At 60.8% G+C, this 15,069-nt stretch carries 9 protein-coding genes; all 9 read left to right on the top strand.

Annotated elements, in window-relative coordinates; genetic code table 11:
* The coding region (locus ABIT76_15295) for an alpha-galactosidase (GenBank protein MEO7934513.1) at positions 1-236 on the top strand (236 nt) is incomplete at its 5' end.
* A 5-nt stretch (positions 237-241) separates the two neighbouring features.
* A complete protein-coding gene (locus ABIT76_15300; protein MEO7934514.1) occupies positions 242-2,638 on the top strand; it encodes a glycoside hydrolase family 95 protein in 2,397 nt (798 codons plus the stop codon).
* Entirely contained in the window at positions 2,635-4,011 is a 1,377-nt protein-coding gene (locus ABIT76_15305; GenBank protein MEO7934515.1) for a glycoside hydrolase family 30 beta sandwich domain-containing protein, read from the top strand. The genes ABIT76_15300 and ABIT76_15305 overlap by 4 nt, the downstream gene beginning before the upstream one ends.
* Positions 4,012-4,024: 13 nt before the next feature.
* On the top strand, positions 4,025-5,659 hold the full coding sequence (locus ABIT76_15310; GenBank protein ID MEO7934516.1) for an alpha-L-fucosidase: 1,635 nt from the start codon (positions 4,025-4,027) through the stop codon (positions 5,657-5,659).
* Positions 5,660-5,687: 28 nt separating this feature from the next.
* Positions 5,688-6,827: an endo-1,4-beta-xylanase gene (locus tag ABIT76_15315; GenBank protein MEO7934517.1), complete on the top strand. Its 1,140-nt coding sequence runs from the start codon at positions 5,688-5,690 to the stop codon at positions 6,825-6,827.
* A gap of 61 nt (positions 6,828-6,888) precedes the next feature.
* A complete protein-coding gene (locus ABIT76_15320; protein MEO7934518.1) occupies positions 6,889-8,970 on the top strand; it encodes an alpha-L-fucosidase in 2,082 nt (693 codons plus the stop codon).
* Between the two features lie 27 nt (positions 8,971-8,997).
* Positions 8,998-11,487, top strand: a complete 2,490-nt coding sequence (gene galA / locus ABIT76_15325; GenBank protein MEO7934519.1) for a beta-galactosidase GalA — start codon at positions 8,998-9,000, stop codon at positions 11,485-11,487.
* 20 nt (positions 11,488-11,507) lie between these two features.
* Positions 11,508-13,982: a beta-galactosidase GalA gene (gene galA, locus ABIT76_15330; GenBank protein MEO7934520.1), complete on the top strand. Its 2,475-nt coding sequence runs from the start codon at positions 11,508-11,510 to the stop codon at positions 13,980-13,982.
* Between the two features lie 345 nt (positions 13,983-14,327).
* On the top strand, positions 14,328-15,069 hold a 742-nt coding region (locus ABIT76_15335; protein MEO7934521.1), incomplete at its 3' end, for a glycoside hydrolase family 27 protein.

The raw sequence follows: 15,069 nt of genomic DNA on the forward strand, positions 1-15,069 counted from the left end.
AGGTTCGTGTTTATCAAAAGTCGTTGGAGGATGGCGCTTCGGCGCTCTGTTACCTTAACATGGGAGAGAAGGAATCGACCGTCGCGCTGGACGGATTGGCTGGATATGGTTTGGGTGGAATCCAGCATGTCCGCGATTTGTGGCGCCAAAAGGATTTGAAAGATGCGGAGGGATCGCTCCGCGCCACGGTGCGTCCGCATGGCGTGATGCTCTATAAACTGACGACCTCCAAATGAATGAAATGAAATGCATTGTTGTCTGCGCCTGGGCGGCCCTGATGGTTGGCCCGCTTTTTGCGGCCGATTCCGATGACGCGGCGAAAATTGTCGCCGAGTCCGCCGCGCCGGCCGAGCCGTTGAGCTTGTGGTATCTCAAGGCGGCCAAGGAATGGACGGAGGCCTTGCCCATCGGCAACGGCCGGCTGGGCGCGATGGTTTTTGGCGGCGTCAACACGGAGCGGCTGCAGTTGAACGAGGACACCCTCTGGGCCGGCGGTCCTTACAACCCGGTGAATCCGGGGGCGAAAGCCGCGCTGCCGGAAGTGCGCAAGCTGGTTTTCGAAGGCAAGTTCGCCGAAGCCGGAAAGCTGACGGACGAGAAGCTCATCGGAACCCCGCACAGCCAGATGCAGTATCAAACCGTGGGCGATCTGACCTTGAACTTCCCCGGCGGGAACGCAAAGGACTACCGCCGCGACCTGAACCTGGACACGGCGACTGCCACGGTGAGCTACCAGAGCGATGGTGTGCGTTACTCCCGGGAAGTGTTCGCGAACGCTCCGGACAATGTCATCGTCGTGCGCCTCACGGCGGATAAGCCGGGCCGCATTTCCTTCACGGCCGGCCTCAAGACTCCGCTGTGGGGATCGGGCGTGACCCTGGAGGGCGACACGCTCGTGATGAGCGGAAAAGGCACCGGCTCGAACGACGTGGACGGCGTCATCCGGTATCAGGCCCGGGTGAAAGTCGTCGCCACGGGCGGGAAGGTCACGCCCGGCTCGGACACCATCGCCGTGGAAAAGGCCGACGCGGTCACGCTGCTCATCGCCGTCGCCACCAGTTACAAAAACTTCCATGACGCCAGCGGCGACCCCGAGGCGATTGTGAAAAAAACCGTAGCCGACGCCTCCGCAAAATCCGTGGACGCCCTGCGCGCGGATCACCGCCGGGACTATCAGGCGTTGTTCCATCGCGTGAAGCTCGACCTCGGCCGGACCGACGCGATGAAGCAGCCGACCGAAGCGCGCATCCAGCATTTCGCCGAGGGCAACGACCCGCAGCTCGCCGCGCTCTACTACCAATATGGCCGCTACCTGCTCATCAGTTCGTCGCGTCCGGGTGGCCAGCCGGCCAACCTTCAGGGCATCTGGAATGACAGCCTGTTCCCGCCCTGGGGCAGCAAATACACGATCAACATCAACACCGAGATGAACTACTGGCCGGCGGAGTCCGGCAACCTCGCGGAGTGCGTCGAGCCGCTCATCGCGATGGTGAGCGATCTCTCGGTGACCGGCGCACGCACTGCGAAGGAGATGTATGGCGCGCGGGGCTGGGTGGCGCATCACAACACCGACATCTGGCGGGCGACGGCGCCGATTGACTTCGTGTATTCGGGCATGTGGCAGATGGGCGGCGCGTGGCTCTGCCTGCACCTTTGGGATCGCTACGAATTCAGCGGCGACTCGAAGTTGCTCGAGCGTATCTATCCCATTTTGAAAGGCTCGTCGGAGTTTTTCATCGATACGCTGCAGGTGGAGCCGGAGCACAAATGGCTCGTCACCAATCCTTCGATTTCGCCGGAGAACGGCCACCCGGGTGGGAGCCTGTGCGCCGGCCCGACGATGGATAACCAAATCCTGCGCGACCTTTTCGCCAATACGATCAAGGCGGCGACGATTCTCGGTGTGGACGCGGATTTTCGCCAACAGCTCGCCGCCACGCGAGCGAAGTTGCCTCCGAATCAAATCGGCCAAGCGGGGCAGTTGCAGGAATGGCTCGCCGATTGGGATTTGAGTCCCGGAGTGGACCAGCACCACCGGCATGTTTCCCACCTTTACGGTTTGTATCCGGGCCGTGACATCTCACTGCGCGAGACGCCGAAGCTGGCGGCGGCGGTGACAAAATCACTGGAGCTGCGCGGCGATAAAGCTACCGGCTGGGCGACGGCCTGGCGCCTTTGCCTTTGGACGCATTTGGGCGATGGCGACCATGCTTACGAGATCCTGAAATTTCTCCTCAGCCCGGAGCGGACCTATCCGAACATGTTCGACGCGCACCCGCCATTTCAGATCGATGGCAATTTCGGCGGCGCTGCGGGCATCGCGGACATGATGATGCAAAGCCGCCTGGGCGACATCGCTCAGGCGACGAGTGTCGCCGCGATGAAAGCGGGAATCGAGATCCTCCCAGCGCTGCCCTCCGCATGGCCGAACGGGAGTGTGCAGGGGCTGCGCGCACGCGGCGGCTTCACCGTGGACGTGGCGTGGAAGGACGGGAAGCTCGCTAGCGCCAGGATTCAGGCCGCTTCAGGCGGAGCGAAAACGCTGACCGTCCGCTACGGCGACCGCACGGCAAACATCGTCATCAAGCCCGGCGGCGAGGTCCGGATGGACTCCGATCTGCAACTCGCGCATCCATGAAATCCGCGATTCCCTTCATCTCATCGCTCCTGCTCGCCAGCGCCTGTCTGAGCTTTGCTCAAACTCACGCGGAGCCCGGCATTCGCTGGATCTGTAGCACGCAGAAATCTCCGTGGCAGGATCTCGCGACCACGAAGGCGGCGTCGCCGGTCGCAGATGCCATCAAGCTCGACCCCAGGACCACCTTCCAAACCATCGACGGGTTCGGCGGATGCTTTAACGAACTCGGATGGGAAGCGCTGGAGGCGCTCCCGGCGGAAAAACGCGAGGCGGCGCTCAAGGAATTGTTCTCGCCCGAAGGCGCGAATTTCACGCTCGCCCGCGCCCCCCTCGGCGCGAACGATTTCTCGCTGGGCTGGTATTCGCTCAACGAGACGCCGGGCGATTACGAGATGAAGAACTTCAGCATCGAGCGCAACCGCGAGGCGCTGATCCCCTACATCAAGGCGGCCATGAAATACCAGCCGAAGCTTGGCGTCTGGGCGTCGCCCTGGTGCCCGCCGTCGTGGATGACCACCAACGGCCGCTACCGCAACGGCAGGATGAAGGGGGACCCGCAGACGCTCGACGCCTACGCGCTCTATTTCTCGAAATTCGTTCAGGCCTGGCGTGCCGAAGGGATCAATCTTTACGCGATCTTTCCGCAGAATGAAATGGCCCTCAACGACAGCATTTATCCCCAATGCGCCTGGAACAGCGGGGATATGAACGTGTTCGTCCGCGACCATCTGCTCCCGCAGTTGAAGAAAGACAACGTGAACGTCGAAGTCTGGCTGGGCACGATCACCAACAACAACCTGGCCGATTTCGTCGATCCGGTATTGGGCGATCCGAAAACCGCGGCGGGCATCACGGGCGTCGGTTATCAATATGGCGGCCAGGAGGCGATGCTTGCCACGCACGAAAAATATCCCGGCAAGAAATTCGCGCAGACCGAGACCGAGTGTTACGGCGGCGGGAACGCCTGGGACCAGGGCCTTATCACCTTCGGACGCATCATCGAGAACACCTCCCACTTCGCCAGCAGTTACTTCTTTTGGAACATGGTCCTCGATGAGAGTGGCCTCAGCCGCTGGAACTGGCGGCAGAACAGCCTGCTCACGGTCAATCGCAAGGCCGAGACCGTGACTTACAATTCCGAGTTTTACGCGATGAAGCATTTCTCGGCGACGGTGATGCCGGGCGCGCGCCGGATCGCCGTGAGCGGCGGCCCGTTCCAGAAAACCGTCGCCTTTCAAAATCCCGACGGCAGCAAGGTGCTCGCCTTCGCCAACGACACCGATAGGCCCGTTTCCGCCGCCGTCGAGGCTGGCGGGTCCACGTTCCAAATGGATGTGCCGGCCCTGTCGATGAACACCGTGATTCTCCACTGATCGATCCAAATTTATGATGACAACCCCTGCTAAATTCTCTGCGCTGGTATTGGGCTTTTCGCTCGCGACCGCGCTGGCGCAAACCGATTCCCTACAACTGCCGCCCATCGCCAAAGGGCCGTTCAAGCCGGACTGGAAGTCACTGGAGACCTATCAGACGCCGGAATGGTATCGGGACGCGAAGTTCGGCATCTGGGCGCATTGGGGGCCGCAATGCGAGCCGGAGCATGGCGACTGGTATGCACGCAACATGTATAAGGAGGGGGAGTGGCAGTACAACCTGCACGTCGCGGAATACGGTCATCCCTCGAAGTTCGGCTTCAAGGACGTGATCCAGAAGTGGAAGGCCGAGCGTTTTGATCCCGACAAGCTGGTGAAATTCTACAAGGACAACGGCGCGAAAATCTTCATGGCGCTGGCCAACCACCACGACAATTTAGATCTCTACAACTCCAAGTATCAGCCATGGAATTCCGTCGCTCTCGGTCCAAAGAAGGACCTGATCGGCGGCTGGTCGGCGGCGGCGCACAAATACGGGCTGCGCTTCGGCGTCAGCGTCCACGCATCGCACACGTGGACCTGGTATGAAACCGCACAGGGCGCGGACAAGAACGGGCCGCTGGCCGGGGTGCCCTACGACGGCAAGCTGACCAAGGCCGACGGCAAGGGCCAGTGGTGGGAGGGCCTCGATCCGCAGGATCTCTACGAGCAAAAGCACGCCCCCGGAAACCAATCGGGCTGGGACTGGTGGAATTGGGATGCCACCAAGGGTAGCACCGTTCCCGACGCGGCCTACATGGAGAAATTCTTTAAACGCACGCAGCAACTCTGGGACGACTATAAGCCGGACCAGGTCTATTTCGATGACACCGTGCTGCCCTTCCACGGCGTGACCGATGAAGTCGGCCTGAACCTCGCCGCGCATTTCTACAACACGCGCCTCGACAAGAACGGACAGACCGAGGCCGTGATGAACGGTAAATGGTTGGACGAAAAGCAGCGCAAGGCCATGGTCTATGATATCGAGCGCGGCAAGGCGCACGAGATCCTGCCGCTGCCCTGGCAGACCGACACCTGCATCGGGTCGTGGCATTACGACCGCGGGATTTACGAGCGGAAAGACTACAAATCCGCGGCGTCGGTCGTGCGGATGCTGGCGGATATTGTCAGCAAGAACGGCAACCTCATGTTGAGCGTGCCGCTGCGCCGCGACGGCCAACCCGATGAATTGGAGATCGAAATCGTCAAGGAGATCGGTGCGTGGCTGAAAGTGAACGGTGAGGCAATTTACGCGACGCGCCCGTGGAAAATTTACGGTGAAGGCCCGTCCACCTCCGAGGCGGAAAAGGGCCAGTTCGACGGCCAGAAAGACGTGTCGGACAAGCCGTTCACCCCGGAGGACATCCGCTTCACGCAATCGAAGGACAGCAAGACGCTTTACGCCATCGTGCTGGAGATTCCAAAGGACGGCAAAATCACCATCAAATCGCTCGCGAAGGACTCGGAAAACTGGCCGGGCCAAATCGGCAGCGTCGGTCTGGTGGGAAGCGATCAACTGCAATTCACCCGCGACGAAACCGGCCTGCACGTCACGTTGCCTAAGAATTTTCAAGGCAAGAGCGCCCTCGCCCTGAAAATCCAACTCTGATGCGAAAGGCAAAAACGGGGATGATCTCATGAAGCACTTTGCCTCCATTTGCATCGCGGCGGGGCTTCTCCTCGTTGCCGGGCGTGCGATCTCGCAGCCTGCTTTGAAGGAGACGTTCAAGGATCGTTTTCTTGTGGGAGCTTCGCTCAACGAGTCGCAGTTCTCCGGGGAGAATCCGACTGCGGCCGATTTGATTCGCGCGCAGTTCGACTCAATTTCGCCCGAGAACGTCATGAAGTGGGACTCGCTCCAGCCGCTGCCCGGCAAATTCAATTTCCAGACTTCGGACCGGTATGTCAGCTTCGGTCTGGAGAACGGGATGTTCATCGTCGGGCATACGCTGGTCTGGCACGCGCAAACGCCGGATTGGGTCTTCGAGGGCGCCAATGGCAAGCCGCTGGATCGCGATACCCTGCTGAAGCGGATGCGAGATCACATCCACGCGGTGGTCGGTCGTTACCGGGGAAAGGTGAAAAGCTGGGACGTCGTGAACGAGGCGCTCGATGGCGACGGCACGCTGCGCACCTCCCCGTGGCGGCAGGTCATCGGCGACGACTACATTGCCAAGGCGTTCCAGTTCGCCCACGAGGCCGATCCGGCAGCAGAGCTTTTTTACAATGATTTCGGCATCGAGGCCGGGCCCAAGCGGGATGGCGCGCTGGCGCTGATCCGGAAGCTCAAGGCAGCCGGGGTGCCCATCACGGGGGTGGGTATCCAGGAACACGTCGGTCTCCCCTGGCCTTCGTCCCGGGATGTGGACGAGGCCATCACCGCCTTTGGCCGGCTCGGCATCAAGGTCGCGATCACCGAACTGGACATCGATGTGCTTCCTTCGAGAAGGCAGAACGTAAACGCCGACGTGAATCGAAGTGAGGCCGTCGATCCTGCGCTGAATCCGTATGCGGCCGGACTGCCGGACGACGTGCAGCAGGCCCTGGCCCGCCGCTATGCCGAATTGTTTGCCGTTTACCTCAAACACCACGGTACCGTGGTGCGGGTCACATTCTGGGGCGTGACCGACGGGGACTCGTGGCTGAATAACTGGCCGATTCGAGGCCGGACCAGCTATCCGATGCTTTTTGACCGCGCAGGCCGTCCCAAACCTGCCTTTTACGCGGTGCTCGGATTGGTCCGGGATGATTCGCAATCCGGGCGAGAGCGCCTCTGACACCAAACCCAATGACAAACCGATGTTTCTTTAAACCGCCAACCCTCGTTCTCCAAAAGCTATGAAAAAAACACCCCTCTCCCTCCTGCTTTTTTCCGCGATTTCGATCGGCGTTTGCGAAGCTCAAGTCAAGCCCCCCGCTCCGTATGGCCCCGTCCCCTCGGAAAATCAGATGAAATGGCAGGAAATGGAGTATTACGCCTTCATTCATTTTTCGCTGAACACTTACACCGATCAATCGTGGGGCTATGGCGACGAGGACGTCAAACTTTTCAACCCGAAGAAACTGGACGCCCGCGAATGGGTGCGGGTCTGCAAGGAGTCGGGCATGACCGGAGTGATCATTGTGGCGAAACACCACTGCGGATTCTGCTTCTGGCCTTCCAAATACACGGACTATTCCGTGAAAAACGCCCCCTGGAAGAATGGCAAAGGCGATGTCGTTCGCGACGTGGCAGACGCCTGCAAGGAATATGGTCTGAAATTTGGGGTCTATCTCTCTCCGTGGGATCGAAACCGCTCGGACTACGGAAGTCCGGAATACATCACCTACTTCCGCAATCAGTTGACGGAACTGCTCACCAATTACGGGCCGGTGTTCGAAACGTGGTTCGATGGGGCGAACGGAGGCACCGGTTACTACGGCGGGGCCAAAGAGGAGCGGAAGATCGATCCGAAGACCTATTACGACTGGCCGACCACCTACGCGCTGGCGCGGAAGCTTCAGCCCGGCATCGTTATCTGGAACGACGGCGGAGACCGGGCCGATCTGCGCTGGGTCGGCACCGAAAGCGGCTTCGTCGGCGAGACGAACTGGAGCACGCTGAACGCGACCGGTGAAGTCACCTGGCCCATGCTGAATTTCGGTCTGGAAGGCGGCGACTCCTGGGTTCCCGCCGAGGTGAATACCTCCATCCGGCCCGAGTGGTTTTACCATCCCAGCGAGAACAGCAGGGTGAAAACCGTGTCGCAGTTGATGGACATCTATTACCAATCCGTCGGTCGCAACGCGCCCCTGCTGCTCAATTTTCCGATCATGCCGGATGGCACGATTCATCCGACCGATGTGAAGAATGCCCTCGAGATGGGCAAGGTCATCAAACAGACCTTTGCCATCAATCTCGCCAAGGATGCGAAAGCGGAGGCAACCAACACCCGGGGCGGCTCGCAGACCTTCGGCCCTGGGAAAGTCGTTGATGAAAACAAGGAGACCTATTGGGCCACGGACGATGATGTTCGCACGGCGTCGCTCACCATCAACCTTGGCAAGCCGACCTTGTTCAACCGCTTTCTGGCGCAGGAATACATCCAGCTCGGGCAGCGCGTGAAGGGCTTTACTGTGGAGGCCTTCGTGGACGGAAATTGGAAGGAAATCGGCAAAGGCAGCACCATCGGCTACAAGCGCATCCTGCGTTTCCCTGGCGTCGTGATGACCAAGGTGCGCTTCAATATTACCGACTCAAAAAGCTCGCCCGTGATTTCGAGCATCGGTCTCTACAACGCGCCGCTGATGCTCGACGCGCCGATCATCACCCGGAATCAGGCGGGCGAAATCTCCATCAAGTCCCATGATGTCGGGCCGTTGTTCTTCTACACGCTCGATGGCAGCATACCGACTCCAAGATCGACGCGATTCACCGGCCCTGTGGCGAGCGATGGGAAAATCGAGGCCAAGGCGATTGCCTACGATCCGTCCACGGGCAAATCCAGCCCGATGGCCATCGAGAAGTTCGATATTTGCCGCAAAGACTGGCACATCCTGGACATGCCCGACGACGCGGCTCGCGCGATCCTGGATGGCGACCCGAACACCTCGTGGAAACAGGGCCGGGACAAGGAGATGCCCGTCGATCTAATCATCGACCTCGGCAGCGAGAAGACCCTGACCGGCTTCAAGTATTTTCCCGATCAGGGCCAGTGGGGGCCGGGCGTCATCGCGGAATATGAGTTCTCCGTTTCTCCCGACAACGCCGATTGGAAGCTGGCGGACAAGGGCGAATTCTCGAACATCAAAAACAACCGCGTGCCCCAGCTCAAAAATTTCGCTCCGGTCAAAGGGCGCTACATCAAGCTGCGCGCCTCGCGCAACACCGACGGCAACAACGACGTCGGGTATGCCGACGTGGATGTGATCACGAACTAGCGCGTCTCGTCTCGACTCCTTTCTCTTATGCCACTTCGCCTCCATCTCTCACTCGCCGTCGTTTTGTTTTGCGCCACGGCCATGAACCTGACTTCGGCCGGTGCCGCTCCCAATAATGGCGCGGACGGGAAATCCCCGCGCGTCGTCCAGTCGCTGGATCGGGACTGGCGATTCCATCTCGGCGCGGTTCCCGACGCGACGGCCCCCGGCTACGATGACAGCGGCTGGCGACGCGTGGATGTGCCGCACGATTACGTGGTCGAGGGCAAGTTCGTCGAGAACGACCCCACCGAGAAAAAGGGCGGGAGGCCGGACTGGTTTTGGTGTCACGCCTTTTTGCCGGTCCAGCCGGCGGTCTATCGCAAGGAACTCTCCATCCCCGCGAGCAACAAGGGCAAGACCCTGTGGCTGGAGTTCGACGGCGTGTTCAACAACAGCCGCTATTGGCTGAACGGCCAGGAGGTTTACAGCCAATACAGCGGCTACACCCGGGCGCGGTTCGACATCACGAAAGCGGCGAAAGTCGGCGGCAAGAACACCTTGGTCGTGGAGCTCGATCCGCGTTACGAGGGATGGTGGTATGAAGGCGGCGGCATCTACCGCCATGCCCGGATGGTGACCCTCGATCCGGTCCACATCGCGCCGGACGGAGTCTTCGTCATGCCTCAGGTCGAGAACCCCGGCGATGGCGTGAAGGCCGATGCCGACGTCAAGATCAACACCGATCTGGCCAACACCAGCGACGCGCCTTCCAAGGCGACGATCCAGAGCGAGATCCTCGACGCCAAGGGCAAGGTCCTCGCCACAAAGTCCGTCACCCAGGCCCTCGCGGTCGGGGCCGACGCAAAGGTCACCCAATCGATTCCCCTGCCCGGAGCCACGCTCTGGTCGCTGGAGAACCCGCATCTCTACAAGCTGCGCAGCACCGTCACCGTATCTGGAAAAATTGTCGATCAGGTGACAACGAACTTCGGCGTGCGGCACATTCGCTTCGACGCCAAGAGCGGCCTCTTCCTCAACGGCAAGCACGTTAAACTCAAGGGCGTCAACATGCACCAGGACCACGCCGGAGTCGGCGTTGCCGTGCCCGACCGCCTGTTCACCTGGCGGCTCGAACGCCTGAAGGAAATGGGCTGCAACTCCATTCGCATGTCCCACAATCCGGTCACCTCCTTCCTGCTCGACGAGTGCGACCGCATGGGCATCCTCGTCATGGCCGAGAATCGCAACATGGGGGACCTCTATGTCGATCAGACGCCGAAGGACGCGCCAGCCGTCGAGCACCGTGAACTCAGCGCGCTGGTGCTGCGCGACCGCAACCACCCGAGCATCTTCTGCTGGTCGCTTTGCAACGAGCAGTGGATCTCGGGCACCCCCGAATCCGGAGCCATGGTGCGGGCGATGATGAAACGCGTCCGCGAGCTCGACCCGACCCGCCCGATCACTGCGGCGCTCAACGGCGGATTCGACACGCCCCAGGGCATCATTGGGCAAATCGACCTGATTGGCATCAACTACAACCCTTGGGCGTATGACCCCGTGCATGCGCGGTTTCCCGACATCCCGATCGTGGCCTCCGAGATCGCCAGCGAGATCGGCACGCGCGGAATCTATGCGACCGAGCATTGGGAGGACTACTACGGCGACCGCGCGCGCGGCTACGCTTCGGCCTACAGCATCACCGCCGGCCCGGCGGGACAGACCGTGGAAAAGGCCTGGCCGCCCGTCGCGACGCGGGACAACATCGCCGGCGGCTTCGTCTGGGCGGGCTTCGACTACAAAGGCGAGCCCCGGCCCTTCGGGTGGCCGGTCATCAACTGCCACTACGGCTTCTTCGACATCTGCGGATTTCCGAAGGACAGCTATTACTACTACAAGGCCTGGTGGACCAATCAGCCGGTGCTGCACGTCTTCCCGCACTGGAACTGGCCGGGCAAGGACGGCGAGGAAATCGCCGTCTGGGTGCATAGCAACTGCGACGAAGTCGAGCTTTTCCTCAATGGGAAATCGCTGGGCAAACAAACCGTCCAGCCGCTCCATCATCTCGAGTGGAAGGTGAAATACCAGCCCGGCACCCTGCTGGCGCGCGGGTTCAAGGGCGGCAAGGAGGTTCTCACCGACAAGGTCGAGACCACCGGCCAGCCCGCCACGTTGAAACTCACGACGGATCGCGCCACGATCGCCGCGGACGGCGCGGACGGCGCGGATGTCGCCGTCCTCACGGTGCAGGTCGCCGACGCGAAGGGGCGCATGATTCCCACCGCGGGCGACGCCATCGCCTTTGAAATCACCGGTCCAGGCAAGATCATCGGCGTCGGCAATGGCGACCCGTCGTCGCACGAGCCGGACCAGTTCGTCGCGACCAAGGAGAATCCGTCGCCGACCTGGAGCCGCAGTCTCTTCAACGGCCTCGCGCAGATCATCGTGCAATCCACGAAAGACGCCGGCAAAATCAAACTCACCGCGACCGGCAAGGGCCTCACGCCCGCCTCGGTCACCCTGCAAACGCAACCGTGAATTTATCTCCATCCCATTCCATGAAACGCATCAGCTTATCCCTCATCTCGTTTGCCTGCCTCACCGTATCGGCGCTGGCCGCGGATTCTCCCCGCGAGCGGCTGTCGATGGACTCCGATTGGCGGTTCGCCCTCGGCCACGCCAAAGATGCGACGAAGGATTTCGATCCTCCGGCCGATGGGTTCACGTATCTGTCCAAGACGGGATTCGGCAATGGCGCACGCGCGGAGAACTTCGACGACAGCGGCTGGCGCAAGCTCGATCTGCCGCACGATTGGGCGGTGGAGCTGCCGTTCAGCGATAAAGGCAGCAACAGTCACGGTTACAAGGCGATCGGCAAGAACTTCCCTGAGAATAGCGTCGGGTGGTATCGCAAGAAGTTCACCGTCCCGGCGTCCGATCTCGGCAAGCGCATCAGCATCGAGTTCGACGGCGTGTTCCGCGATTCCAAGGTCTGGATCAACGGCCACTTCCTCGGCGACGAGCCCAGCGGCTACAGCAGCTTCTCTCGCAACTTCACCGAGTTCCTGAACTACGGCGGCGAAAACTTCATCGCCGTGCGCGTGGACGCGTCGCAGCAGGAGGGCTGGTTCTACGAGGGCGCGGGCATCTACCGCCACGTCTGGCTCGTGAAGACCGAACCGCTGCACATCGCGAAGAACGGGACATTCGTGACTTCCGAGCTCAAGGACAAGTCTGCGGACGTGACGGCCCGCGTGGCCGTCGTGAACGAAGGCGAGGAGCCCTCGACGTTCGACATCGGGCAAACCATCCTCGATGCCTCGGGCCAAACCATCGCCACGGCACAGGCAGAACAACTCAATCTCGCGTCGGGTGCGCGCGGCGAGTTCAGCCACACGATTCCCGTCGCCGATCCCAAGCTCTGGTCCATCGACACGCCGAACCTCCACAAACTCGTCACGACGATCACCTCCGGCGGCAAGGTCGTGGATCGCACCGAAACGATGTTCGGCATTCGCTCGATCCGCTTCGACGCGAACGAGGGATTCTTCCTCAACGGCAAGCACGTGAAGCTCAAGGGCACGGACAACCATCAGGACCACGCCGGCGTCGGCGCGGCCATCCCCGACGCGCTGCAAGTATGGCGCATCGAGCAGTTGAAGAAATTTGGCTGCAACGCCATTCGCTGCTCGCACAACCCCCCCACGCCCGAGTTCCTCGACGCGTGCGACCGGCTCGGCATGGTGGTAATTGACGAGAACCGCCTGATGGGCACGACCGATTTTCACCACGATCATCTGCGGAGGCTGATCGAGCGCGACCGCAACCACCCGAGCGTCGTCCTTTGGTCGATCGGCAACGAGGAATGGAAGGTCGAGGGCGGCGACACGGGCGCGCGTATCGCCTCGACGATGCAGCGCTGGACGAAGCAGCTCGATCCCACGCGGCCCGTCACCCTCGCCATCAGCGGCGGCTGGGGGCATGGCTTCTCGGAAGTCATCGAAGTCGCGGGGTTGAACTACCTCGGCAACATGAAGAAAGGCGGCTTCACAACCGACCAATGGCACGCGCGCAAGCCGGATCAGCCGATCATCGGCACCGAGGAATGCGCCTTCAGCCAGACCCGTGGCATCTACTTCGACGACCCCGCGAATTGCCACCTGCGCGCCTACGACTGGCATCCGTCGAATGATTGGGGGTCGGACTTGGAAGCCGCGTGGAAGCACTACGCGGAACGGCCATTCCTCGCAGGCATGTGCATCTGGACCGGCTTCGACTATCGCGGCGAGCCGACGCCGTTCGGCTGGCCGGCCATCGGGTCGCAATTCGGCATCCTCGACCTCTGCGGCTTCCCGAAGGACGGCGCGTTTTATCTGAAATCCTGGTGGACCGACGAGCCGGTGCTGCACGTCTTTCCGCACTGGAACTGGACGGGTAAAGAAGGCCAGGAAATCAGCGTCTGGGCACACAGCAACTGCGATGAGGTGGAGCTTTTCCTCAATGGCAAGAGCCAGGGACGAAAGAAGATGACCAAAAATTCGCACCTCGAATGGCCCGTGAAATACACGCCCGGCACCCTGCTGGCGCGAGGCTACAAGGACGGCAAGGAAGTCCTCACGACCAAGGTGGAAACCACCGGCCAGCCCATAGCGGTGAAACTCACGCAGGATCGCACCACGCTCGCCGCCGATGGCACGGATGTCGCCGTCTTCACCGTGCAGGTCGTCGACGACAAGGGACGCATGGTTCCCACGGCGGGCAACGCGATCAGCTTCGTCCTCACCGGTCCCGGGAAAATCATCGGTGTCGGCAACGGCGATCCCTCGTCGCACGAGCCGGACCAATTTCTCGCGACCAAGGACGCGCCGTCGCCCGCCTGGCATCGCAACCTGTTCAACGGCCTTGCGCAGGTTATCGTGCAAACCACGCGCGACGTCGGCGAGATCAAACTCACCGCCACGTCCGACGGCCTCACGCCTGTAACCGCAGTGTTGAAGTCGCAACCTTGCACCCCGCGTCCATCGGTTCCATGAATTCCAATTTCCCGAAAGACAACGGAACCATGAGCAAACACAAACATTCCATTCCCTTCTATTTTGCGTGTTCGCGCTGGCCTTTATGCTTTGTCCTATGTTTGCCAAAGGGAAGTCCGACCTGTCGGTCGATATACTTACTCCTCCTCCATCCGCAGCGCCCCGGATCAATGGACCGTCGGTTTTTGGCGTCCGGCAGGGATCGCATTTCCTTTATGCGGTTCCGGCAAGTGGCAGTCGTCCCATGGAGTTCGGTGCCGAAGGTCTTCCCGAGGGGCTAAGTATTGAACCTCAATCCGACCGCATCACCGGCAAAGTTGAAAAGGCAGGGTCTATGAGGTCGTCTTGAAAGCCGGGAATGGGGTGGATTCGGCCACTCGCAAGTTCCGGATTGTTGTCGGGAAGGAAATTGCGCTGACGCCACCGATGGGCTGGAACAGTTGGAATAGTTGGGCCGTCAACGTCTATCAGGAAAAGGTGCTGGAATCTGCGCACATTCTGGTTTCGTCCGGTTTGGCCAACCACGGCTGGTCCTATGTGAACATCGACGACTCGTGGCAGGGCCGGCGGGAGGGCGCGGACAAGGCGTTGCTGGCCAACGACAAATTCCCGGATATGGCGGGCTTGTGCGCCTCCATTCATGCCTTGGGACTCAAGGCGGGAATCTATTCCACTCCTTGGATGACCTCCTACGCCAATTATCCCGGAGGCTCGTCCGACAATCCCGAAGGCGAATGGTCGCGTGAACGGCTGGGGGAGAAGGCGGGTCAGAAAATCGGGCCAATCAGTTTCGCGAAGGCGGATGCCCGGCAGTTTGCCGAGTGGGGATTCGATTATCTCAAGTATGACTGGAATCCCAATGACGTTGATAGCACCCGGGAGATGTCCGAGGCGCTTCGTTCGACGGGCCGCGATATTGTTTTCAGCCTGTCGAATTCAGCCCCGTTCGAGAAACGCAATGAGCTGTCCCGCTGGTCCAATGCCTGGCGGACCACCGGCGATATATGGGATCACTGGGAACCCAGCGAAGACCAGGCCTATCACGTTTCGTTATCCCAGATTATCGACGCCAACGAACGCTGGACGG

It is taken from the genome of Chthoniobacterales bacterium (genome assembly GCA_039930045.1).
In the GTDB taxonomy this organism is placed as follows: domain Bacteria; phylum Verrucomicrobiota; class Verrucomicrobiia; order Chthoniobacterales; family DASVRZ01; genus DASVRZ01.